The organism is Immundisolibacter sp., from assembly GCF_014359565.1.
In the GTDB taxonomy this organism is placed as follows: Bacteria; Pseudomonadota; Gammaproteobacteria; order Immundisolibacterales; family Immundisolibacteraceae; genus Immundisolibacter.
In genome coordinates this window covers 23,434-48,118 of sequence record NZ_JACIZD010000010.1, presented here as the reverse complement: position 1 = coordinate 48,118, position 24,685 = coordinate 23,434, and the positions used below count along the sequence as shown (strand labels likewise).

The 24,685-nt window shown below is 69.6% G+C and carries 16 protein-coding genes; 4 read left to right on the top strand and 12 right to left on the bottom strand.

Annotated features, from left to right (window positions below; genetic code table 11):
• Position 1 precedes the first annotated feature (1 nt).
• Entirely contained in the window at positions 2-3,484 is a 3,483-nt protein-coding gene (gene smc / locus H5U26_RS11120; protein ID WP_290619638.1) for a chromosome segregation protein SMC, read from the bottom strand.
• A 96-nt stretch (positions 3,485-3,580) separates the two neighbouring features.
• On the opposite strand from smc, the gene queF reads away from it, so the two are divergent.
• Positions 3,581-4,000, top strand: coding sequence for a preQ(1) synthase (queF, locus tag H5U26_RS11115; RefSeq protein WP_290619636.1), 420 nt, complete (start codon positions 3,581-3,583; stop codon positions 3,998-4,000).
• A gap of 172 nt (positions 4,001-4,172) precedes the next feature.
• On the opposite strand, the gene ppsA is transcribed toward queF, so the two are convergent.
• Positions 4,173-6,545, bottom strand: coding sequence for a phosphoenolpyruvate synthase (ppsA, locus tag H5U26_RS11110; RefSeq protein ID WP_290619634.1), 2,373 nt, complete (start codon positions 6,543-6,545; stop codon positions 4,173-4,175).
• Positions 6,546-6,712: 167 nt separating this feature from the next.
• On the opposite strand from ppsA, the gene H5U26_RS11105 reads away from it, so the two are divergent.
• Positions 6,713-7,144 (top strand): Lpp/OprI family alanine-zipper lipoprotein, encoded by a 432-nt coding sequence (locus H5U26_RS11105; RefSeq protein WP_290619632.1) that lies wholly within the window; start codon positions 6,713-6,715, stop codon positions 7,142-7,144.
• Positions 7,145-7,224: 80 nt separating this feature from the next.
• On the opposite strand, the gene H5U26_RS11100 is transcribed toward H5U26_RS11105, so the two are convergent.
• From H5U26_RS11100 to H5U26_RS11070, 7 genes are all read right to left on the bottom strand, one after another.
• A complete protein-coding gene (locus H5U26_RS11100) occupies positions 7,225-8,178 on the bottom strand; it encodes a L,D-transpeptidase family protein (RefSeq protein ID WP_290619630.1) in 954 nt (317 codons plus the stop codon).
• Positions 8,179-8,291: 113 nt separating this feature from the next.
• On the bottom strand, positions 8,292-8,927 hold the full coding sequence (locus tag H5U26_RS11095; protein WP_290619628.1) for a glutathione S-transferase family protein: 636 nt from the start codon (positions 8,925-8,927) through the stop codon (positions 8,292-8,294).
• A gap of 2 nt (positions 8,928-8,929) precedes the next feature.
• Positions 8,930-9,304, bottom strand: coding sequence for a YciI family protein (locus H5U26_RS11090; protein WP_290619626.1), 375 nt, complete (start codon positions 9,302-9,304; stop codon positions 8,930-8,932).
• A 302-nt stretch (positions 9,305-9,606) separates the two neighbouring features.
• Positions 9,607-10,881, bottom strand: a complete 1,275-nt coding sequence (gene serS, locus H5U26_RS11085) for a serine--tRNA ligase (RefSeq protein ID WP_290619624.1) — start codon at positions 10,879-10,881, stop codon at positions 9,607-9,609.
• Positions 10,882-10,884: 3 nt separating this feature from the next.
• Positions 10,885-11,811, bottom strand: a complete 927-nt coding sequence (locus H5U26_RS11080) for a hydroxyacid dehydrogenase (RefSeq protein WP_290619622.1) — start codon at positions 11,809-11,811, stop codon at positions 10,885-10,887.
• Positions 11,812-11,818: 7 nt separating this feature from the next.
• Positions 11,819-12,829 carry a 2-dehydropantoate 2-reductase gene (locus H5U26_RS11075; RefSeq protein ID WP_290619620.1) on the bottom strand — a complete coding sequence of 337 codons (1,011 nt, stop codon included), beginning with the start codon at positions 12,827-12,829 and terminating at the stop codon, positions 11,819-11,821.
• A gap of 296 nt (positions 12,830-13,125) precedes the next feature.
• A complete protein-coding gene (locus tag H5U26_RS11070; RefSeq protein WP_290619618.1) occupies positions 13,126-13,464 on the bottom strand; it encodes a P-II family nitrogen regulator in 339 nt (112 codons plus the stop codon).
• A gap of 88 nt (positions 13,465-13,552) precedes the next feature.
• Here H5U26_RS11070 and gluQRS point away from each other — a divergent pair, with 88 nt between their 5' ends.
• Entirely contained in the window at positions 13,553-14,464 is a 912-nt protein-coding gene (gene gluQRS / locus H5U26_RS11065; protein WP_290619616.1) for a tRNA glutamyl-Q(34) synthetase GluQRS, read from the top strand.
• Positions 14,465-14,625: 161 nt separating this feature from the next.
• Entirely contained in the window at positions 14,626-15,825 is a 1,200-nt protein-coding gene (locus H5U26_RS11060; RefSeq protein WP_290619614.1) for a J domain-containing protein, read from the top strand.
• Between the two features lie 280 nt (positions 15,826-16,105).
• Here H5U26_RS11060 and recD read toward each other — a convergent pair whose 3' ends face one another.
• From recD to recC, 3 genes are read right to left on the bottom strand one after another with little or no spacing between them, the layout of a single operon-like run.
• The gene (recD, locus tag H5U26_RS11055; protein ID WP_290619612.1) at positions 16,106-17,887 is read right to left on the bottom strand and encodes an exodeoxyribonuclease V subunit alpha; all 1,782 of its coding nucleotides are present in this window, start codon (positions 17,885-17,887) and stop codon (positions 16,106-16,108) included.
• Positions 17,887-21,465, bottom strand: a complete 3,579-nt coding sequence (gene recB, locus H5U26_RS11050; RefSeq protein ID WP_290619610.1) for an exodeoxyribonuclease V subunit beta — start codon at positions 21,463-21,465, stop codon at positions 17,887-17,889. Before recB ends, recD begins: the two co-directional genes overlap by 1 nt.
• Positions 21,462-24,593, bottom strand: coding sequence for an exodeoxyribonuclease V subunit gamma (gene recC / locus H5U26_RS11045; RefSeq protein WP_290619608.1), 3,132 nt, complete (start codon positions 24,591-24,593; stop codon positions 21,462-21,464). Before recC ends, recB begins: the two co-directional genes overlap by 4 nt.
• Positions 24,594-24,685 lie beyond the last annotated feature (92 nt).

The window sequence follows — 24,685 nt, the reverse complement described above, 5'->3', positions numbered from 1 at the left end:
TTCAGGCACTCGCCAGCGCTACGGCCTCGTCCACGTCCACCGCCACCAGGCGCGACACGCCAGGCTCGGACATGGTGACGCCGGTCAGCTGGCCGGCCAGCTCCATGGTGGTCTTGTTGTGGGTGATGACGATGAACTGCACCCGCGCCGACATCTCGCGCACCAGGGCGCAGAAGCGGCCGACGTTGTGGTCGTCCAGCGGCGCATCCACTTCGTCGAGCATGCAGAACGGGGCGGGGCTCAGCTCGAACAGCGCGAACACCAGCGCGATCGCCGTCAGCGCCTTCTCGCCGCCCGACAGCAGATGAATGGAACTGTTGCGCTTGCCCGGCGGGCGGGCAACGATGCCGACCCCGGCTTCGAGCAGGTCGTCGTCGAGCAGTTCCAGGTGCGCCTCGCCGCCGCCGAACAGGCGCGGGAAGGCCGCCTGGAACCCGCTGTTTGCCTTGTCGAAGGTCTCCTTGAAGCGACTGCGCGTCTCCCGATCCATGCGCCGGATGGCCTGCTCCATGGTTTCGAGGGCCGCCGCCAGGTCCGCGTGCTGGGCGTCCAGATAGGTCTTGCGCTCGGCCAGCTCGCGCTGCTCGTCGATGGCCGCCAGGTTGATCGCGCCCAGGCGCTCGATGCGGCGGGACAGATCGGCGATGGCGAGCTCCAGGGCCGCCTCGTCCGTGTCCGATGGCAGCTCGGCCAGCAGGTGATCGGGATCGGCATCGAATTCCAGCGCCTGCTCGCGCAGGCCGGCAGCGCGGGTTTCCAGCTCCGTCAGCTCCAGGCGACGGGCCTCGACCTCGCCGCGGCGCTCGTGCAACGCCCGCTCGGCCTGCAGGCGCGCCTGATCCTGCTCGCGCAGCGCCGTGTCGGCCGCCGCCACGGCCTCGCGCGCCGCCGCGAGGCGCGCCGCCGCCACCTCGCGCGCGGCCAGCTGCGTTTGCAGTTCCTGCTGCAGGGCTTGCAGCGGCGCGGCGGCGGCCTGCTGCTCCTCCTGCGCCGCCGCCTGGCGCTCGCCGATGCCGTCCCGCTGCGCCTGCCAGCCGACCAGGGTTTTCTGCAGAGTAGCGACCTCGGTATGGGCGACCTGGACGCGCATGCGCAGGGTCTGCAGGCGCTCGCGGGCCGCGTCCTGCGCCGCCCGCGCGGCGCGCACGGCAGACTCGGCCTCCCGTCGCCGGGCTTCGCTGCGCTCGCGTTCCCCGGCCAGGCCGGCCTGTTGCCGGACCGCCTCATCGCACGCCGCCTGGGCGGTCGCCAGCTCCGCAGCGTCGTGCGTGGCCTGCGCATCGATCTGCGCCAGCTCGTCGGCAATGGCCGCTCGCCGCGCCTGCGCGCGCTCGCGGTGGGCCTGCGCCGCCGCGTGGCGGGCTTGCAGCTCGCCCAGCTGCCGCACGCCGGCCGCGTGCTGCTGGCGGGCCTCGCCACGGGCGCGTTCGGCCTCGACCAGCGCCGTTTGCGTCGCGGCCCGCTGCGCCTGCAGGGCGGCCAGTTCCTGCTCGGCCCGCGACAGCGCTTCGCGCAGGCTGGCGATTTCGGCGCTGCGTTCCAGCACGCCCTCGCCATGCTCACCGGCCGGCACGGCCAGCCAGTTTGGCCCCACGCGGGTGCCATCCGCAGTGATCAGGCTCTCGTGCGCCGCCAGCCCATGACGGGCGACCAGCGCGCCGGCCAGCGTGTCCGCCCGCCGCACGCCGCCGATCAGGGACCGCAGATCGACCGAGCTACGCACGGCGTCCAGCAGGTCGCCGGCTGCTTCCGCCCTGCCCGGCCGCGATTCCACCAGCCGCAACCCGGCCACTTGGGCCAGCCCATCGGCGGACAGATCATCCAGGCTGGCCACCACCTGCGCACCCAGCCACGGGCCAAGCGCCACCTCGAGGGCGGCGCGCCAGTCGGCTTCGGCGTCCAGATCGCCGAGCAGGGCCTGAGCCTCGACGCCCTGCGCGCTGAGCCAGGCCTCGGCCCGGCCGCTGCCGGCCAGCGCCACCTGCTGCAAGGTTTCGAGGGAGGCCAGGCGTCCGCGCTGCTCGCGGATGCTGGCTTGAAGGCGGGCAAGCTCGCCAGCGCTTGCGTCCAGCTGCGCCCGACGGCTGGTGATGTCGGCCTCCACCGCCGCCAGCGCCTGCTCGGCAGCGGATGCCTGCGCGCCGGCGCTGGCCAATTGGTCGGCAAGCCCGGCCTCATCCGCGCTTGCTTCGGCCGCCAGTTGCTGCTGTTCGCGCAGCAGGCGCTGGCGCCGTTCCTCCAGGCGGGCAAGGTGCTCGGCCAGCCGCCGGGCACGTTCCTGCTCCAGGCGCTCGCGCTGGGCGGCTTCGCTGACCGCCATGCTGGCGGCATCTTGGGCGCGCCGGACCTGGCTCAATGCGGCTTCGGCGGCGGCGAGCGTTTGCGAGGCCTGCGCCAGCTCCCCTTCCATCTGCTCACGGTCGGCATCGGCCGTCTGCTGCGCCGCGGCCAGCTGCAACAGGCGCGCCTCGGTCTGCACGCACTGGCGATCGATCTGCTCGGCACTGGCGTCCAGCCGCGCCAGCTCCTGTGCCAGACGCTCGCGCTGGTGTTGCAATGCCGCGAGCGCCTGCTCGCAGCGGGCGACTTCGGCGCCGATCTGATACCAGGCCTGCTGGGCTTCGCCGAAGGCGGCCGTGGCCTGCGCGTGCGCGTCACGCGCTGCCTCGACCTGCGCCTCGCCGGCCCGCACGGCCGACAGCGCCTGTTCCTGGGCCGTCAGGCTGCGCTCGAGCGCCGCTCGCCGCTCGGCTGCGGCCGTCTCCAGCACCCGCAGCCGAAACCCCAGCAGCTGCCCGCGGGCCTGTCGCTCGGCGGCCTTCAGTTCGCGAAAGCTCTGCGCCGCGCGCGCCTGGCGCTCCAGGGTCGCCAGACGCTTGCCCAGCTCATCCCGCAGGTCGTCCAGGCGCGCCATGTTTTCGCGGGTGTGGCGGATGCGGCCGGCCGTCTCGTGGCGGCGCTCCTTGTACTTGGAGATGCCGGCCACTTCCTCGATGTAGGCGCGCAGCTCCTCGGGCCGCGCCTCGATCAGGCGGGCGATCATGCCCTGCTCGATGATGGCGTAGCTGCGCGGGCCAAGCCCGGTGCCCAGAAAGATGTCGGTGATGTCGCGGCGCCGGCAGCGGCTGCCGTTGAGGTAATAGACCGACTGCCCGTCGCGTGCCAGCTCGCGCCGCACGGCGATCTGCGCATAGGCCGCCCAGGGGCCACCCAGACTGCCGTCGGAATTGTCGAATACCAGCTCGACACTGGCCTTGCCGACCGGCTGACGGGCGCTGGAGCCGTTGAAGATCACGTCCGCCAGCGCATCGCCGCGCAGCTGCCGGGCCGAGCTTTCGCCAAGCACCCAGCGCACGGCGTCGACCACATTCGACTTGCCGCAGCCGTTGGGGCCCACCACGCCGGTCAGCGGCCCGCGCAGGTGCAGCGTGGTCGGATCGACGAAGGTCTTGAAGCCGGCCAGGCGGATGGTCTTCAGTTTCATGCCTGACGGTATTCCTGAAGGCGCCCGGTTGGTCGTTGTGGGCGCGCGCGCGGCGACCGGATAATGCGCGCCCCACAACCCGACCCGGAGACCTGCGTGGCCAGTTCGCGTCCCGTTCGCTCGAAAAAGCCGCCAGCCGTCGGCAGCGCGCTCGAAACCTTCGCCAATCCCCACCCTGGGCGGGACTACACGGTGCGCATGCGCTGCCCGGAATTCACCTGCCTGTGCCCGAAAACCGGCCAGCCGGACTTTGCCACCATCCACATCGAGTTCGTGCCGGACCGGCTGTGCGTGGAGCTCAAGTCCCTGAAATTATATCTGTGGTCATTCCGCGACCAGGGCGCGTTCCACGAGGCCGTCACCGGCCGCATCCTGGACGATCTGGTCGGCGCCATGGCGCCGCGCTTCCTGCGCGTGACGGCCGAATTCCTCGTGCGCGGCGGCATTTACACCAGCGTCGTGGCCGAGCACCGGATGGCCGGCTGGGCGCCCGCAGCGCCGGTGCTTCTGCCCTGAGGGCCTGCGGCCCGCAGCGATCGGCATCTGGCCCGCGGTCTGACGGGCACGCTATCTGAATTGCTCTCGCGATTGATGCGTTGGGGCATCCATGCCCCGCCGGGCACCTCGAAAGGTTTTTCGAGGTGCCCTGATCGGGGTTATCCGAACCCCCGCCGCGGGGCCGGATGGCTCAATGCGCCTGGTCGCCGGACAGTGCCAGCCAGGTGGCGACCACCGTGTCGGGGTTCAGCGACACGCTCTCGATGCCCTGCTCGACCAGCCACTGCGCCAGGTCGGGATGATCCGACGGCCCCTGGCCGCAAATGCCGACGTACTTGCCGGCGCGCTGACAGGCGTCGATGGCGAGCTTCATCAGCGCCTTGACCGCCTCGTCGCGCTCGTCGAACTCGCCGGCCACCAGGCCGGAGTCGCGGTCCAGGCCCAGCGTCAGCTGGGTCAGGTCGTTCGAGCCGATCGAGAAGCCGTCGAAGTACTCCAGGAACCGGTCCGCCAGCACGGCATTCGACGGCAGCTCGCACATCATGATCAGGCGCAGGCCATTCTCGCCGCGCTTGAGGCCCTGCTCGGCCAGCAATTCGGTGACCTGGCGCGCCTCGGTCAGGGTGCGCACGAACGGGATCATGATCTCGACGTTGGTCAGGCCCATGTCGTCGCGGACTTTCTTCAGCGCCCGGCACTCCAGCGCAAAGCAGTCACGGAAGCTGTCGGCGATGTAGCGCGAGGCGCCGCGAAAGCCCAGCATCGGGTTCTCCTCGTGCGGCTCGTACAGGTCGCCACCGAGCAGGTTCGCATACTCGTTGCTCTTGAAATCGGACATGCGCACGATGACTTTCTTGGGCCAGAAGGCCGCACCCAGCGTGGCGATGCCCTCAACCAGCTTTTCGACGAAAAAGGTCTGCGGATCCGCGTAGCCGGCGATTATCTCGTCGATGGTGCTGCGCAGGTCGGCGCCCAGCGTCGCGTAGTTGATCAGCGCCTTGGGGTGCACGCCGATGCCGCGGTTGATCAGGAACTCCAGCCGCGCCAGGCCGACGCCGGCATTGGGCAGGCTGGCAAAGTCGAAGGCGCGGTCCGGGTTGCCGATGTTCATCATGATCTTGGTCGGCGGCGTCGGCATGCTGTCCAGGCGTACCTCGCTGACTTCGTTCTTGAGCGCGCCCTCGTAGATGAAGCCGGTGTCGCCCTCGGCGCAGGACACGGTCACCGCCTGCCCGGTGCGCAGGTGATCGGTGGCATCGCCGCAGCCGACCACGGCCGGGATGCCCAGCTCGCGGGCAATGATGGCGGCGTGACAGGTACGCCCGCCGCGGTTGGTGACGATGGCCGAGGCCCGCTTCATCACCGGCTCCCAGTCCGGATCGGTCATGTCGGCCACCAGCACTTCGCCCGGTTGCAGCTCGCCCATGCGGGCCGGGCTGTCGACAACCCGTACGTTACCGACGCCGATGCCCTGCCCGACGCTGCGGCCGGTGACCAGAACCTTGGATTTCTCTTTCAGCTGATAGCGGCGCAGCACCTGTGAGTCGCCGCGCGCCTTCACCGTCTCCGGCCGCGCCTGCAGGATGTACAACTGGCCATCCTCACCGTCCTTGCCCCACTCGATATCCATCGGCCGGCCGTAGTGGTCCTCGATGGTCAGCGCCTGGCGTGCCAGCTCCTCGACCTCGGCGTCGGTCAGGCAGAACCGACGTTGGTCCGCCTGTGGGACGTCCACCGTGGTGGTCGACCTGCCGGCCGAAACCGCGTCGGTATAGATCATCTTGATCAATTTGCTGCCGCGATGGCGCGAAATCACAGCCGGCCGGCCAGCGCGCAGCGTCGGCTTGTGCACGTAGAACTCGTCCGGGTTGACCGTGCCCTGCACCACCGTTTCGCCCAGGCCGTAGGAGGCGGTCACGAACACCACGTCGCGGAAACCGGACTCGGTGTCCAGCGTGAACATCACGCCGCTGGCGCCGGTATCGGCGCGCACCATGCGCTGGATGCCGGCCGACAGGGCTACATGCCCATGGGCGAAGCCTTGATGCACGCGGTACGAAATGGCGCGATCGTTGAACAGCGAGGCAAACACGTGGCGCACCGCATGCAGAACATGCTCGGCACCGCGGATGTTCAGAAAGGTTTCCTGCTGGCCGGCGAAGGAGGCGTCGGGCAGGTCTTCGGCCGTGGCAGACGAGCGCACCGCCACCGCCACCGCATCGTGCCCCTCGCACAGACGTCCGTAGGCCTCGACGATGGCCTGTTCGAGTCCGTCCGGAAACGGCTGTTCCAGTATCCAGCCGCGGATTTTCTCGCCCGCGCGCGCCAGGGCCGCAACATCCTCCACGTCCAGCGCGTCCAGCTCGGCGTTGATCCGGTCTGCCAGCTGCGCGTGGGCCAGGAAATCACGATAGGCCTGCGCGGTGGTGGCAAACCCGCCCGGCACCCGCACACCCAGCGGCAGGAGGTGGCTGATCATCTCGCCCAGCGACGCGTTTTTGCCCCCCACGATCTCGACATCGTGCATGCCCAGGGTATCGAACCAACGCAGATATTCGGCCATGTGGCACTCCAGGAAGTTGAGACAGCAAACATCGCAGCGCCCACCGGCCGGCAACCCGGAAACGCTTCGCACGGAAACGCAGTTTCGGTCAGGTAATGGGGAACGCCATTTTGCCAGACCCAGCCCCGACCTCGCCCCCAATCCGGATTATGGCTGATCACGCACCCATGCCCCTGGCCAGGCATTGCTTGATCGCGATCAGGCGCCGCTTTTGCTTTTTTGCAGCGCCTGCCTATAATTCCGGCCGTGTTGATGTTTGTAGTGCGGACCCGCGCCGCACTGGTTGGTTTCAGTTACCTCAGCTTTTCAGGGGCTCTCATATGCAGAACAAATTGATTATTGGCAAGCTTGCGGCCGTCGCGCTGCTGGCCACCCTTTCCGCCGGTTGCGCCACCAAGGGCTATGTGAACGAGCAGATTGCTCAGGCCAAGTCGGCTGCCGACAGCGCCCAGGCCACCGCCAGCGCCGCTTCTTCCAAGGCCGATGCTGCCAGTGCCAAGGCCAGCGAGGCCCTGGCTGCTGCCCAGGCTGCCCAGCAGTGCTGCGTGGACACCAACGAGAAGATCGACCGCATGTTCAAGAAGTCGATGCTGAAGTAAGCATCCGCTTCTCCAGGCGTTGAAAAAGCGGGGTCAGCCAGGCTGGCCCCGCTTTTTTTACGTCCGGAGCGCGTGCTGTGTCAGTGCTGGACTGCCACCTGCGCACCCATATCGTCAACATTCGCGTCCAGCAGCATCACCTCATCCGACCGGCTGATAGCCACCGGCATCCCGGTTGGCTTGGCTAGCTCGCGCCGCACCAGCACCCAGTCCACGTCGGCCGTGGCCACGCCGCGGTTCGCTAGCAGACGAGCAATCTCGCCAAGCGCCCCTTCCTTGCGGCCTTTTTCTTCCTTCAACGGGTGGTGCACTTCCAGATAGGTGATGCCAAAGGCCTGTCCGATCTTGTACGGCTGACTGACAAAATTGACCGCCACGCCCGGCGCAACCTGCTGGAACAAGGCAGCGATATCTTCCGGATACAGACGCAGACAACCATGCGTCACTCGCATGCCGATTCCGTAGGGCTTGTTGGTGCCATGGATCAAATATCCCGGCACGCCCAGCCGCAGCGCGAACTGACCGAGCGGATTGTCCGGCCCGGCAGGCACCACCGGCGGCAGGATGTCGCCCTTGGCGGCATGCTCGATGCGAATCGATTCCGGCGGCGTCCAGCTCGGGTTGGGCACCTTCTGCGTGATCCTGGTCACGCCCAGCGGCGTGCGCCAGTCGAAACGACCGATGCTGATCGGATAGGTCACCACCTGCGAAAAATCCCCTTTCGCCGGCAGGTAGTAGTACAGGCGCATCTCGGGCAGGTTAATGACGATGCCCTCGCGCGGCGCCTGCGGCAGGATGTGCCGGGTGGGCAGTACCACCTGCACGCCCTCGCCCGGCATCCACGGATCCAGGCCGCGGTTGGCCATCTTGATCTCGGTATAGCCAAGCCCACCGCGGCGGGCTATGTCCAGCAGGGTGTCCTCGTGACGCGCTGCCACCACCCGCACCTGACCGACCAGGTCCACGTCCGAGGGCGGCAGGGGGACAGTCTCGGCTACCGCGGCCAGCGGCGTCACGGCAAGGGCCGCCAGCATGGGACGTAGCCAGGTATGGGGGGAATGCACGCGCGGGGACTCTCTCTTGTGCGGCCAAATAGCCGCGAAGTCTAGCAAATCGAGCCAACACCCCGCCCGCCACGCATGCCGAATCAGGCCAGGTTGCCGGCGCGCAAATCCGCCAGAAAAATCTCGTCCCGCCAGGCCGGCCGCTGGCGCAGGGCAGCCAGCCAGTGCCGCAGCGCCGGGTAGGACGCGAAATCGACGCCCAGCGGCAGCAGCGCCGGCACGCCGGCGCCAAGCGCAATGTCGGCGATGGAATAGGCGTCGGCCACCCAGTCCCGGCCGCTCAGCTGCTGTTCCAGCATGCCGAGCAGAAAATCGACCCGTGCCGCGGCGGCGGCCTCCTCGCCCCCACCGACATGCGCCATGTACAGCGCCATCAGGGCCGGGATGAACGTGCTCGCCTCCCAACCGAGCCACTGCAGCACGCGCGCCCGGTGCTGAGGCTCGATCGGCAGCAACGGCGCCGGGCCGCGGCTGTCGCACAGGTACTGCAGGATGGCCGACGACTCCCACAGAATGAACCCGTCGTCGTCCAGGATCGGCGTCAGGCCGTTCGGGTTCAGGCGCCGCAGCGGTGCCTCCGCTGGCCGCAGCTCGCGGGCCGGATCGACGTCGATCAGCTCGAACTCAAGACCCAGCTCGCGCAGCAGCACGGCCACCTTGAGCGCGTTGTGCGAGCCGGGATGATCGGCGCGCGGCAGGATGTGGTACAGGCGCAGCATGTTCAGAACACCCGCTGCCAGGGATAGATGGTCTCGACCGCGAAGTAGCCGTGCCGGGCCAGCGGATCCGCGTCGTGCAGCGTCCGCGCTTCGTCGGCGGAGCCGGCCTCGAAGATATTGATGGCGTTGACGAAACCCGCGCAGGGCCCGCCGCTGACCAGCTTGCCGCTGCCGCGCAGTTCGGTCAGGTGCGCCAGATGCGCCGCCAGAACGCTGGCCAGGCTGGCCGGCACACCCTGCGCCTCGATGTCGACCTGACTGGGCACGCGCTGGTGGTGGATGGCCTCGTCGATATAGGCGAAGGCCGCCGGCGGCAGTTCGCTGCGCAGGCGCGCCACGGCGGCCTCGTCGAAACGGGAAATGACCACATACAGCATCGCTCGCTCCTCCTGCGGTTTTTGTCGGCCGGTCAATCCTGCGCCCGTCGCCGGCGCACGACAAGGCCGGACCGCGCACCCGAACCGGCGGCTGCAACTGCCCCCGCGGTACCCGGCAAAGACACGCTCCCTACGAATCTTTCAGTCAAGCATTCGGCCCGAGGGCGGGCCTCCCACAGCGGAGAACCGCTGTGTGTAAGGCCTTGTGGTGCGGCGCCCCGCCGCGAATCTTCCAGCCGCCCATTCGGCCCTCGGCGGGCCTCCCGACACACCTGCGCGGGCGTCCTCAGGAACAAACCCGCTCAGGCCCGCGCAATGCGATCCACGCCACCCAGATACGACCGCAAAACCTCGGGCACCACAATCGAGCCGTCCACTTGCTGATAGTTCTCCAGCACCGCCACCAGCGTGCGCCCGACCGCCAGGCCGGATCCGTTCAGCGTGTGCAGCAATTCCGGCTTGCCGGTGGCCGGGTTGCGCCAGCGCGCCTTCAGGCGCCGCGCCTGGAAATCGCCGAAGTTGGAGCAGGACGAGATTTCTCGGTACTTGCCCTGGCCCGGTAGCCAGACTTCGAGGTCGTAAGTCTTGGCAGCGGAAAAGCCCATGTCGCCGGTACACAGCGCCATCACGCGATACGGCAGGCCGAGCTTTTGCAGCACGGCCTCCGCGTCGGCGGTCAGTTCCTCGTGCGCCTGCCAGGAGGTCTCGGGCGGCACCAGGCGCACCAGCTCGACCTTCTCGAACTGGTGCTGGCGGATCATGCCGCGCGTGTCCTTGCCGTAACTGCCGGCCTCGCTGCGAAAGCACGGCGTGTGGGCAACCAGTTTCAACGGCATATCGCTGGCATCGACGATGCTGTCGCGCACGATATTGGTGACTGGCACCTCGGCAGTCGGGATCAGGTAATAGCCCCCGCCCACGGCAAACAGGTCTTCCTCGAACTTGGGCAGCTGGCCGGTGCCGACCAGGCTGTCCGCATTCACCAGATACGGCACGTAGACCTCGGTGTAGCCGTGCTGGCGGGTGTGCAGGTCCAGCATGAACTGCGTCAGCGCGCGGTGCAGCGCCGCCAACGGGCCGCGCAGCAGGCTGAAGCGGGCGCCGGCGATCTTGGTTGCAGTCTCGAAATCGAGTCCGCCCAGCGCCTCGCCGAGGTCCACGTGATCGCGCGGCGTGAAGTCGAAGGCCGGCGGCGTGCCCCAGCGGCGCACCTCGACGTTGTCGTCCTCGCTGTTGCCGACCGGCACCGAGTCGTGCGGCAGGTTGGGGATTTCCAGGCAATAGGCGTCGAGCTCATCCTGCACGGCCTTCAGGCCCGCTTCGAGCTGCGCCAGCCGCTCGCCGACGCCGCTCATCTGCGCCAGCAGCGGAGCGGCATCCTCAGCGCGCCGCTTGGCCTCGCCGACGGCCCTGGACACGCGGTTGCGCTCGGCCTGCAAGTGCTCGGTTTCGGTCTGCGCGGTCTTGCGACGGGTTTCGAGCGCCGCCAGGCGCGGCAGGTCGAGTGCAAAGCCACGCGCGGCCAGGCGTGCCGCCACCGTCTCCGGTTCGCGGCGCAACAGTTGCGGGTCGAGCACGACTCAGCCCTCGAGTGCTTCGATGATCATCTGCGCCGCCTGTACCGTCATGCGGTTCAGCGCCTCGCGCGTGGCGGCGCCGATGTGCGGGCACAGCACCACGTTGTCCAACGCCAGCAGCTCCGGATGGTTCGGCGGCTCGGCCTCGTAGACGTCGAGCCCGGCGCCGGCAATCTGGCCCGTTTGCAGGGCCGCGATCAGCGCCGGCTCGTCCACCACCTCGCCGCGGGCGGTGTTGATCAGGATGGCGGTCGATTTCATGCGCCCAAACTGCTCGGTGCTGAACAGGTTGCGGGTCGAGTCCAGCAGCGGCACGTGCACGGTGATGTAGTCGGCGACGTCGATGACGTCATCGACCGTCTCGACCTTGCGCACGCCGTGCTCGGCCATGGCCGCCGCATCGATGAACGGGTCGTAGCCGACCACCTGCATGTCGAAGGCCAGCGCGCGCCTGGCCACCAGCTTGCCGATGTTGCCAAAACCGACGATGCCCAGCGTCTTGCCGGCCAGCTCCACGCCGGTGAAGCGGTCGCGGTCCCAACCCTCGCGGCTGCGCACGTAGCGGTCGGCCGCGGCCAACTTGCGCGACACCGCCAGCATCAGCCCGAACACCAGCTCAGCCACCGACACCACGTTGGCCTGCGGCGTGTTGCGCACCGGCAGGCCCTTTTCCTTGGCGTAGGCGAGGTCCACCTTGTCCAGGCCACTGCCGGCGCGGGCGACGATCTTCAGTTTCGTGGCGTTGTCGATGACCTGCTTCGAGACCCGCGTGTAGGTCTTGATCATCAGGCCGTCGTAATCGCCGATGATGCGTGCCAGTTCGGCCTCGTCGGTGCGCTCGCGCACGTCGACGTCGAAGTGCTCGCGCAGCAGGTCGATGCCGGCCTGCTCCAGGGTTTCCGCCACCAGAACGCGTTTTTTGCTGCTCATGTGTTGCTCAGGCCAGGTAGTGGTCCAGCACCTTGATGATGCGATACGCCGCCGTCACGGTCGGCACCGGGATGCCCAGCTCGCGGCCCTTGTCCACGAAGGGCTTGACGATGTAGTCGACCTCGGTTTTCTTGCCACGCACGACGTCCTCGTGCATGGAGGTGCGCCCGACGTAGTTCTGCTGCTTCATGCGTTCGCCAAAACCCAGGATCAGCTGCACGGCGTCTTCTTCGGTCTTGCACTCGTATACGTCCTTCAGGCGCGACAGCGGCGCGTAGAAGTTCTGCGGCGTGTAGCCCAGCGCCGTGTAGACCGCCAGCAGCTCCAGGGAAATGGCCACGTAGTGCTCGGCGCCCTCGCGCAGCGCCATGCCGTCCACGAAGGTGAGGTCGTTGTTGCCGGCCAGCGTGCTCACCGACCAGGCCGACGCGTTGCAGATCTGCGCCAGCTTTTCCCACAGCACCTGCTGGATACAGTCAACCGCCTTGGCTCCTAGACCGGCCTTGTTGAAGGCGTCGGCCAGCGCCTGCGCGCGCGGGCTGATGGTGCCGTCGATCTCGCCGAAATAGGCCGTGGTGGGCACCGTGACGTGGTTCTTGACGAAACCTGGCGCCTCCAGCGAGCCGCCCTCGATGGTCGAGGCGCCCATCACGCGCGCCGGGTCGCCAATCCAGTCCGTCAGCACCTGTTCCTTGACGATAGTGTTCTGGATGGAGCAAGCCGTCCGCACCCGGTCGCGCAGGCAATCGGCCGAGGCCAACGCCGTGTCGCTGTCCTTGGCCTTGGTGGCCAGGATCAGGTAATCGAATTCGCCCGTGGCCTCGGCCGGGTTGCTGATGGCCGTCAGATTCTCGTGGATCAAGTGTTCGCCGCGTACGCCCTCGATGCGCAGGCCATCGCGGGTGATGGCCTCGGCATGCGCCGGGCGGGCGATCAGGGTGGTGTCGACGCCGGTTTTGGCCAAGTAGCCGCCGATCACCGAACCGAGACCGCCGGCCCCCAGGATGCACACGCGCATGTCACGATCTCCAAAAATAGAAAGGGCAGACAAGGGCTCCGTGCGGGCCGCCGGTTCCCGCGCCAAGCCGGTGATTGTTCTGGCCCGCCGTCGAGGCTGTCAACGTGCCGATGGCGGGCTTCTGGCCACTACAGTCTTCGCCGCGTTCCGCGCGCTGACTGAGGTCGAGGCCGGCAGCCAGCGCGCACGCTCAGGCCGATCAGCGCACCGATACCCTGCAACATCAGGCAGCCTGGCCGCCGCCCTGCCAGCGGACGGCATGGATACACGGACCTTGCGGAAACGCGCAGCTGCGCTCAGAGCGCGTCCGAACCGGTCTCGCCGGTACGGATGCGCACCACCTGCTCCAGGGGACTGACAAAAATCTTGCCGTCGCCGATCTTGCCGCTGTTGGCGGCGTTGGCGATGGCCTCCACGACGCGTTCGGCGTCCTCATCGCGCACGGCGACCTCAACCCGCATCTTGGCAATAAAATCGACCATGTACTCGGCGCCGCGGTAGATTTCGGTGTGGCCCTTCTGGCGCCCGAAACCGCGCACCTCAGTCACCGTCATGCCGGTAATGCCAAGGTCGCCGAGCGCGTCGCGCACGTCGTCCAGCTTGTGCGGCTTGATCACCGCGGTGATGAGTTTCATGCCCCTGCTCCCTGATTTTTTGCAAACGGCGCCTGACACGCGCCGGGCCGCATAAGGTACACGAAAGCCACCCCTGGTCCGCTCCCGAATGGCACAGACATGCGGCCGTTTTGCCCCCACGCCGAGCGGCGAGCTGCACCTGGGCTCGCTGTTGGCGGCGGTCGGCAGTTACCTGGCCGCGCGTGCCGCGGGCGGGCGCTGGCTGCTACGTATCGACGACCTGGACTCACCACGCGTGGTGCCGGGCGCCGCCGATGCCATCCTGCGCAGCCTGCAGGCGCACGGCCTGCTGTGGGATGGCGAGGCGCTGTACCAGAGCCGGCGCGCCGAGGCCTACCGGGCGGCCCTGGAACACCTGCGCGACGCCGGCCTGACCTATGCCTGCGCCTGCACGCGCCGCGAGCTGGCCACCATCGCCCGCGCCGGGGTGGACGGACCGGTGTATCCGGGCACCTGCCGCAGCGGTCTGGCAGCCGACCGCCCGGCGCGCGCACTGCGCCTGCGGGTGCCCGACGCGGACATCGGCTTTTTCGATGCCGTGCAAGGCGAATATCGTCACAACCTTGCACGCGCGGTCGGCGATTTCGTCCTGCAACGGGCCGACGGCCTGATCGCCTATCAGCTCGCCACGGTCGTCGACGACGCTTACCAGGGCGTGACGCAGGTGGTGCGCGGCGTGGACCTGCTGGCCTCGACGCCGCGGCAGATCTACCTGCAGCGATGCCTTGGCCTGCCACAGCCGGACTATGCCCACCTGCCGCTGCTGGTCGATCGTCACGGCATGAAACTTGGCAAACAGACCGGTGCCGTCCCGCTCGACGACCGGCACGCCAGCGCCAACCTGCGCCAGGTTCTGGCCGCCCTGGCCTTGCCCCCGCCTGCTGAGCTGAGGGGCGCACCGCCCGCCGAGCTGCTGCGCTGGGCGACGGCACATTGGGAACCGGCGCGGCTGGCCGGACAAACGGCAATCCGGACCCAGGAGATCGCTGCCATGCCGTGACCCAAGGCGCTTCGCACCGCCCAGGCGCGGGCGGCCACGACCCGCAGGGCATCACCCAAGCGAAGTGGGTAGGCACGCTACGCTTTGCCCACCCGAGTGCCAAAGACGGTGGACGCCCACACCGGCTGGCCATGCAGGAGGGGCTTGGGCACAATGGCCCCATGTCCCCGAAACGCCGCACGCACCCAACGGACCTCACGGGCGCTGACGACCGCGCATCCCTCCCCGTTGCGGTGCGTATCCACGGCGCATCGGCGGGCACGCCGCTGACGGCGCAGCAGCAGAAGTTCAACCGCCACATCGAGCGCATCGCGCAGCAGCGCAAGCTGCTGGCCCAGTGGCAGCAAGCCATCGCCGACTACCACGAGCGTCAGGCGCGCGAAATCGTGCCGTTGCAGAACAGCTTGCAGGCGCTGACGGTCGATCTGGTCCTGTGGCTGGATACGGCCAGCGACCGCAAAAAACTCGCCAAGACCGATCGCCGTACCCTCAGCGAGGCCATCACCAGCCGACTCGCCCCGCTGATCGACGTCGTCCCCGACGAGGCCATGCGCGAGCGCCTCAAGGAGATCTACAACCGCCACAGCGGCAGCGACTACGACGCCGAAGCAGCCGAGGGCCACGAAATCGCCCGCGAGATGGCGCAGGCCATGGTGCACGACTTCTTTGGTGTGGATCTGGACCTGCAAGACGTGGACATGGATTCGCCGGACGAACTCCTGCGCCGCCTGCACGAGCAGATCCAGGCCAGCCGGGCGCAGGCCGAACAAGAGCGTGAGGCCACGCGCGCGCGCAAGCCCGGCGCCCGCGAGCGCAAAGCGCAAGAGGCTGCCGCGCAGGCCACGCAATCGGTGCGCGAAATCTACCGCAAGCTCGCCAGCCGGCTGCACCCCGACCGCGAATCCGACCCCGCCGAGCGCGAGCGCAAAACGACCCTCATGCAGCGGGTGAACGAAGCCTATGCGGCCAACAATCTGCTCGATCTGCTGCAGCTGCAGCTGGAGGTCGAGCAGATCGACACCGCCCACATCGCCGGCCTCAGCGACGAGCGCCTGAGGCACTACAACCGGGTGCTGGCCGACCAGCTCGAAGAGCTTCAGCAGGAAGTGCGTGACCAGCAACTGCAGTTCGCGATGCAGTCCGGCCTCGAGCCGCGCCCCGGCCTTAAACCCGCCAGCCTGATGCGCGAGCTGCGCGCGCACCTGCAATCCCTCCAGTACCAGAGCCTGCAACTACGCAGGGAGCTCGACGTCCTGCGCGCCGACCCGGCTGCCCTCAAGGGCTGGATCAAGGCCGAGCGCCACCGGCAAAAAATGCAGGAAGCCTTGGACGCCTTCGACGAACCGGACCTGTGGTTCTGACTCCACCGTCACCTGATTCCATGCCACGAGTCCCTTGCCGCGCAAGTTCGTATTCGGTCGTCCCTGAAAAAATTCATTTCTCATCCCAGGCCAGCCGTGAGCGGTGGTGTGATGGCGATACGCTGCGCCCGGGGCTCCGCATTCCGATCGGCCGGTTGACGGTGCACAAGAACGTCCTGCCTGTGACGCCCGACTGCCGGTAGCGCATGGCTTGCATGTCGTTATGTTGGGCTTCCAGTGTCAGCCCAATCTACGCTGCCTAGCTGATTGCCGGTGCCGATTAACCCATCCGCAGCGCATCGCCCAGACCCGAGTCACGCTCCAGGCGCCGGCCGATGGCGGCGGCAAGCGTCGCCTCGCTGCCCCACACGGTCACGCCCTCGCGCGCTCGGGTCAGCGCGGTGTAGATCAGCTCGCGCGTGAGCAGCGGGCTCGGCTGCGGCGGCAGGATCAGCAGCACGCGCGTGAATTCGCTGCCCTGACTCTTGTGCACGGTCAGCGCGTAGGCGGATTCGTGCGCCGGCAGGCGGCTGGGTGCCAGCGCCCGCGGCGTGCCCTCGGGGCCGGCAAACCAGGCGCGCAGCGCGCCGGCCGGGTCCAGCAGCAGCAGGCCAAGATCGCCGTTGAACAGCCCGAGCGCGTAGTCGTTGCTGCCGATCAGCAGCGGCCGGCCGGGGTAGTGCGCGGCCTGAGCGCGGATCAGCCCGCGCCGCTGCAGCGCGCGCTCGATGACGGCGTTCACGCCGCTGACGCCGAAGGCGCCCTCGCGCAGCGCCGTCAGCATCTGGAATTCACCCAGGCGCGCCAGCGCGGTCGCCGGGTCGACGGTCTCGAACAGCGGCTGCAGCGCCGGGCCGACTTCCGTTGCAAGACGCGCGACGAGTCGGGCCGGCGTATCCACCGCCTCGAAGCGCACCGCGCCGCCGCTGCGAAGCAGTTCCAGCGCGCCTTGCGCGTCGCCGGCGTTGACCGCTGCCGCCAGGCGGCCAATGGCGCCCCCACCGGCGAAGCGGTAGCTGTGTTCGAGCTTCGCCACGGCATCGCCGATGCCGCCCGGCCCACCGCCGGGGATGGCATCCCCACTGGCCGCCTCGATGCGCGCCGCGGCGGCCGGGCTGTAGGCGCCGGCACCGGCGCACAGCTCGCCGAGCACGGCGCCCGCCTCCACCGAGGCCAGCTGGTTCGGATCGCCGAGCAGGATCAGCCGCGCCGCGGGCGGCAGCGCGCGCAGGGTGCGCGCCAGCAGCGGCAGGTCGACCATCGACGCCTCGTCGATCAGCAGCAGGTCGCAGCGGAGCGGATGATCGGCATCGTGGCGGGCGCTGCCGTCCGGGCGCAGGCCGAGCAGGCGGTGCAGGGTCGGAATGGATGCCGGCAGCGCGAAGCCGGCCGGCAACACGTCCGCTGCCTTGCGCAGGCTCTCGGCCAGGCGCTGCGCCGCCTTGCCGGTCGGCGCGGCCAGTGCCAGGCGCAGCGGCCGCTCGCCGGACAGCTCCATCAGCAGCGCCAGCAGGCGCGCCACGGTGTGCGTCTTGCCGGTGCCGGGGCCGCCGCACAGGATGCCCAGGCCATGCAGGGCCGCCACCGCAGCGGCGCGGCGCTGGCCGACGCTGCCCGGATCGGTATCCGGAAAGAGGCGACGCAGCGGGGCGTGCAAAGCGGCCGGATCGACATCCGCCCGTGGCGCGGCGCGCCGCAGCAGATCGCGCGCCACCTCGGCCTCATCCCGCCACAGGCGATGCAGGTACAGCCGGCCGACCGAATCCAGGATCAGCGGCGTACCTGCGCCCGGCTCGCCGACCACACCACTGCCCAGCAGTGCCTCGCGCCATTCGGCCAGCGGCGGCGCGCGCCAAGGCTGTTCGTCGAACGGCGCCCGGCCAGCGAAGCGTCCCAGCGGCAGGCACACGTGACCCTCGCCGGTATGACGGCTGACCAGCGCGGCGGCCAGCGCCAGTTCCGGCGACGGCCTTGCGGCGTGGCGCAGCAGCAGGTCGGCGAAGTGCGCATCCAGCGGGCGTAGCGCGCGGGCCTGTTGCAGGGCCAGCAGGCGCGCGTCCATCAGGCGCCCCCGCACAGGGCAGCTTCGAGCGCGCGCACCAGGCTGGCGGGCGGCCGGTCGAAGTAAATGCCGGCGTCGCCCTGCCCCGGCGCCATGCCGCGCAGGAACAGGTAATAGACGCCGCCGAAGTGGCGCTCGTAGTCGTAATCCGGCACGCGCAGGCGCAAATAGCGGTGCAGCGCCACCGTGTAGACCAGGTACTGCAGGTCGTAGCGGTGCTCGGCCATCGCCGCGCGCAGCGCCGCCGGCGCGTAGTCCGCCGCGGTCGCGCCGAGCCAGTTCGACTTGTAGTCGGCCAGATAAAACCGCCCGGCGTGCTCGAACACCAGATCGATGTAGCCCTTGAGCACGCCTTCCACGGCGTCGAAGCGCAGCGCCGCGGCCTCGGCCGCCACGGCGGTGGCCTCCAGCAGGCGGTTCAGCGTGGCCGCCTCGATGCGCGCCAGCGGAAAGTAGAACTCCAGCTCGTCGCGGCGCTGCGCGCGGCCGATGTCCCGCAGGCGCAGCGCCTGGCCGTCCAGCGGCGTTTCGAGCACGTCCGCCACCAGCCGTTCCAGCGTCGGCTGCCACAGAGGCGGATAGCCGGCGCGAGCCAGCGTCTGCGCCACCGCCTCGCCCAGCGCCGGGCCGTGGGCGTGCGGAAAATCCAGCGCCTCGAACAGGCCGTGCAGACTGGTGCCGGCCGCCGCGCCACGCGGAAAGCGGGCGATCGGCGGCGGGCCGCCACGCTCGGCGGATACGTCCGGCGCCGCCGGCAGCGCGACCTGCGGCTCGGCGAGCGTGCCGGCATCGACCGCATCGTAGTCCGGCCGGTCGGTGCCCAGCGCGCCGGCGGCCAGCGCCGAGTAGCTGGTCACCCGCCAGCGGCTGTCGATGCGGCCGGTGAAGATGCTGGCCTGCCCGGCCGGCGGCGCAGCGCCGGGCGAGTACTGGGCAGCCGTCGGCGGCTCGGTCAGCACGAGCGCGCCGTCGCTGGCAGCGGCCAGCGCCTGCCACGGCGCGCGGGCGGCGGCATCACCGAGGGCGCTCAGGCCTTCTCCGCCGTACAGCAGCCACGCCAGCGCGCCCCACTCCGCCTGATTGATGACGCCAAACGGCAGGGCGCAGTGCTGGCGCGCCCGCGTCAGGGCCACGTACAGTAGGCGCACGCGCTCGGCCAGCGCCTCCTTTTGCGCTAGCTGCGCGTGCGGGCTGGCGGGGTCCAGATCGGCCGTGAATGCGAGATCCAGTGGGTCGTGAAATTCGAACGGAGGCTGGTCGTTGGGTGTTTTCTCGTTCCACGCGAAGGGCAGGAACACGATTTCCCACTCCAGCCCCTTGGCCTTGTGCACGGTGACGATCTGCACCAGGTTGGCGTCGCTTTCCAGGCGCAGCTGCTGGTTCTCGGCCACGCCGTCGATACTGGCGATGGCATCGCGCAGGAAGCGCAGCTGCGCATCCAGGCCGGACCGGCTGGCGGCCTGCGCCTGCAGCAATTCGCCCAGGTGAATCAGGTTGGTCAGCGCCCGCGCGCCGTCGGGACTCGCATGCAGGCGGCCGATGATGCCGGCCTCCTCCATCAGCCCCAGCAGCATGGGCAGCGGACCTGCCGTGAACCAGCGCCGGCGGGCGTTGTGGAACAGGATGACCCAGCGTTCCCAGGCCGCCTCGTCGCCGTCGAGCGCGGCGATGTCGGCGGCCGTGGCGCCCAGCAAGTGCGTGGCAAGAGCAGCCCGCAGCGTGCCGCTGGCGGCCGGATCGAGCGCCGCTTGCAGAATCCGCTCCAGCGCCACCGCCTCGGGGCTCTGGTAAACGCTGTCTTCTCGAAGGCAGACGCTGTCGACGCCGGCCCGGCGCAGCTGCGCCTGCATCTGACCCGCCTGCCGGTTGGTCTTGACCAGGATGCCGATGTGGCGACCGGCGAGCTCGTCTGCACCTACCCGCGCCTGACCCGCCGCGCCCAGCGCGAGCAGCTGCGCCACCCGCGCGGCAGTGGCGGCCAGCGCCTGCCCGTCTGCGCTGTCCTTGCTCAGCGGCTTGCCCGTTTCGCCACGCGCCAGCCACCACACCTCAAAGGCCGGCAGCGCCTCGCCGTCCACCAACAGTGGCGCCTGCTCGCGCCGGCCAGCGGCGTCGACCGCGTGGAACTCGATCTCCTGCCCGGGCGCGTCGAGCACAAACGGCCGCGGGTGGCCTCCAAACAGCGCATTCACGGCCCGCACCAGCCGGCCGGTGGAGCGCTGGTTGGTGGTCAGCGTGTGGCGCTGGGCCGGCGGCACGCTATTGCGAACGGCCAGATACGCGAACACGTCCGCGCCGCGAAACTGGTAAATGGCCTGCTTGGGGTCGCCGATCAGGTACAGGCCGAAACCGTTCGCGGCGGCCCGGTGCATGCGGTCAAACAGGCTGTACTGGAGCGGGTCGGTGTCCTGGAACTCGTCGATCATGACCACCGGGTAGCGACCGGCAAGGGTGCTCGCCAGCGCGGGCCCGCCGGGGCCATCCAGCGCCGCGGCCAGCTCCTGCAGCAGGCTGTCGAAGCCGCGCCGGCCGCCGGCCAGCAGGCGCGCCTCGCTTTGCGCACGCAGGTACGCCAGCGCCGCGTGCACGGTTTGCACATGCAGCGCGTGCGTGAGCGCCGCGCCGGCCACCGTCAGGGCGGCGGCGGCATCCAGCAACGGGTGCGTCGGCGCAGCGACGCCTTTCTTGCGGGCACCGGGGGTCAGCGCCTCATCGAGCACGGCCGGGCTGAGGCGCTCGATGCCCGCGGGTGGCAAGCCCTGCGGCTGCGCGGCCCAGGCGTCGATGGCGTCAAACAACGCGGACAGTTGATCTTTCGGATAGCCCTTTTTCTTGTCGCGGCTGAGTCCTTGGTGCCCCAGCAGCAAAGCCAGCGCGTCATCCCGCCCAGCCGACCAGACGGCGACGAAGTCCTGCACGGCCGTATCCAGCGCCGCTTGCCCCGCCGCTGGATCGACCTCAGACGCAGGCGGCAATAGGCGCAGGCCCAGCCGGCCGGACAGGCTCTTCAGCGCGCCAGCCAGGCTTTCCGGACCGTGCGGCCACAAGCGATACAGCGCATCCAGCAGCACCGCATCGGCAACCGCGCACCGCCGGCGCCAGAAATCGCCCAGGATTTCCGCCGTCAGCGGGCGGATGTCGGTTTCGATGTCGGCCTCGAAACGGCTGCCGGCGCTGAAGGCATGCTCGGCCAGCACCCGCCCGCAAAAGCCGTGGATGGTGTGCACGGCCAGCTCGTCCAGGCGCAGCAGCGCATCGTCCAGATGCGCCTTGGCGGCAGCGTGGTCCGGCAGACTGCCGACCAGCGTGGGCAGAAAGGCGTCGTTCTCGTCCTTGGGCGGCAAGCCGTCCAGGACGCCTCGCGCCTCGAACAGCCGCGCGGCGATGCGCTCGCGCAGCTCGGCGGCGGCCGCCTCGGTGAAGGTGACCACCAGCATCTGCCCCGGCTCGCGCCGGTTCTGCAGCAACTGACGCAGGTACAGCGCGGCGATGGTCCAGGTCTTGCCGGTGCCGGCGCTGGCCTCGATCAAATGCCGGCCGGCCAGCGGCAGGGTCAGCGGATCGAGCGGCGTGCTCATGCGCGCTCCATCGCGGCCAGCAGCGGGCCGCACAGGCGCTGTGCCAACTCGACAAAGGCCGGCTCGGACACCGGGTCGCGACCCCGGAAGGCGACCTGTACGTCCGCGTCGTCGCCCTCGCCGGGCGATTCGCGGTAGGAATTGCCCTCCCAGGCCTTGCGCGCGGCGTTCAGGCCGCTGGCGTGATCCTTGGCCGTGGCATATGCAAACGCGCATTCCGGCAACAGCGGCAGCGCCTCGCCGCGGCCCTGGCTGGCCAGAGCCAGGATGTCCGCCAGCAGGGCGTGCGCATCGGCCGGCGGTTGCAGCAACACGGTTTCATCGCGCAGCACGTAGCGCGTTGGCGTCGCTGCCCGGACCGCGTTGATCGCCAGGTGGCGCACCCACAGTTCGAGCAAATTGCGTGCGCGCCGCTTCGCATAGCGGTACTCCACCAGGCCCTGGTCGGTCAGCCCGCGCAGGCGGCCGGTCAGACGGGCACCGGCAATATCCACATCCAGCAACAGATCCGCCCGCGGCGTGGCCAGAAAGGGCACCAGGCGCGCGGCAAAGGCCGCCGTGTCGCGCCAGGACTGCTCGAACAGCCGCCGGCCGGCGGCCGCCGCCGGCAGCACACCTTCGCTGCGCAAACGCCGATAGGCCGCGTCCGTATCGTCCCCACTCAAATGCGCCGCCACCAGCCGCTGGCCAATGGCGTGGTTGGCGAGATTGTCCAGATAAAACGGCTCCTCGTCGGCCAGCGCGTCGTCCGCCCGGTACAGACGGATGCCCAGCCGCTCGCGCAGGAACCAGCGCGCCGGCGAGCGCACGAAGCCAGTCAGATCCTCCAGCGTCCATTCCTCCGATGCGGGCACGGAGGACGGCAGCGGCGCGGCGGCAAACGGCGGTGTCGGCTGCGCCGGCTGGAACCACTCAACGGCATAGGTGACCCGCCGCGCGTCGTGGCCGTAGCAGTCGCTGAACGGCTGCAGCGGGTGCTCGACCAGCAGGCGGCTGGCGTCACCGGTCATGCGCCCGGCCACGTCCAGCAGCTCGCTCAGCAGTGCCGAGGGCGGCAGCGGCGCGTTGTCGCTCTGGCGCCGGCCGACGTAGCTCAGGTGCAGGCAATCGCGCGCCGCCAGCAGCGCATCGAGCATCAGGTAGCGGTCCTCGTCGCGCGCCACCCGGTCGCCGGGGCGGTGATCGTCGGCCAGGCGGTCGAACTCGGCCGGCCGCCGGCGGCGCGGAAACTCCCGGTCGCCCAAGCCCAGCACGCACACCACCCGAAACGGTATCGCCCGCATCGGCGACAGCGCGCAGCAGGTCAGCGCACCGGTGATGAAGGCGCGTGCCGGGCCGGCCTCGTCCAGCACGCCCGACAGCTGCGCCTTGACCACTGCCCGCGGAAGCGGCACCGCGCAGCCGCCGGCCTGCGCCTCCTGCGCCAGACGCAGCAGCGCGCCGCGCAGCAGCGCGAGCGTGTCGGCCTCGTCCTCGTCAACGGCCTCGAACAGCGTCAGCGCCATCAGCAGGCGCCGCGTCCACTCGGCCGGCGGGTGCGGGCCGGCCAGATCGGCCTGCAGCGCGTGCAGGCGGCGCAGCAGCTCGGCCAGCGCGCCGACCGCCTGCGCCAGCTCGCTGCCACCGGCCGGCAGAGGCAGCACCTCATCCAGCGCCGCGGCGTCGGTGGCGTGGCCCAGCAGCAGGCGGTCCAGGCCGGCGCGCCAGGTGTGCTCGTCGCTGGGCGGCAGATCCAGGCCGGCCCGCGCCGCGGCGTCGTAGGCAAAGCGCACGCCGCTGTCCTGCACCAGGGCGCGCAGGCGCGGCAGGCTGGGCTCGTCGATGCCAAAGGCAGCGCGCAGCGCCGGCAGCTCCAGCAGCGAGAGCACCTGCGAGGCCGGCAGGCGGCTTTGCGGCAGGTCGAGCAGTTCCAGAAAGGCCGCCGCCAGCGGTTGCTGCGCCCGCGGCGCGCGGTCGGCGATGGCAAACGGAATGCGCCGACCGGCCGGCGCGGCGCCGAACACGGCCGTGATGTGCGGTGCGTAGGCCTCGATGTCCGGCGCCATCACCACGCAGTCGCGCGGCGTCAGGTCCGGGTGCGCCTCGAACAATCCGAGCAGACGGTCATGCAGTACCTGCACCTCGCGCAGCGGGCTGTGGCAGATGTGGATTTCGAGCGAGCGGTCATCCTCGGCCGGGGCCTGTGCGACGGGCGGCTCCAGAAACAGGATGTCGCGCTGCAGGCGCCGCAGCAGGCTGGCAGCGCCGGGGTCCTCGTAGTCCTCGGTTTCCAGCGCCTGACAGTCGAGCAACTGGCCGGCAAACTCGCGTCCCGCCTGACCCCAGGCGGCCAGCAGCGGATGACTGTCGGCGGATTCATCCATCTGTTCCGGCGCATCGGCCGCCTGCTGCGCCCACTTGCGCCGTCGCCGCGCCGCCACGCGCGGCGCCTGCAGGTCGTGCCAGTAGGCGGCGCAGGGATCCAGAAAATGCACATGCACGTGCATGTGCCCGGCCAGCGCCTGCAACAGCTGCAGATAGGCCGGCGCCAGCGCCGACAGGCCGAACACCGACAGGCGCGCCGGCAGGCCGTCCACGGCAAGCCGCCCGCCGCGCACGCGCTGCGCCAGATCGATCAGCAGCCGGCCCTGATGCGGCCGCCCGGCCGCCACCTGCCGCCACAATCGGGCGTCCCAGCCGGCGTCCGCGCCCGCCTCCCAGGCCGCCAGCCAGTCCGGCCGGAACACCTGATAGCGCTGGTAACAGTCGGCCAGGCGGCGGGCCAGCTGCCAGGCCTTCAGGCCATCGTCGGCGGCCAGGTAGCGCTCTACTTCGGCCGGCCGGTCAGGGCCGGCGAAGGCCGCCAGCAGCCCGAACAGCAACGGCCCCTGCTCGGCCGGCGGCGTCGGCGGCAGGTCCGCGTCCTGCGCGCGCAGCACCCGCCACACGAAGGCGGCCGGGAACACGCAATCCAGATTCGCCGCCACGCCCAGGCGCTGCGCCACTGCCAGCGACAGCCAGCGCGCCATGCCGGGGTTGGGCACCAGGATGGTTTCCGGGGCCAGCGGCGCGCCCAGCGGCGTGGCAATCACCTCGCACAACCGGTCGGCTAGGCGCTCCAGGCGATTGCTGTGGTGGATATGGAGCATTCAGGGCGCGGAACGGTGCTGAAAGAGACGATGCAATAAGGCGCAGCGGCGGCGTCGGGATGCTGATCGAACGCCGATCGGCAGCGTGGATT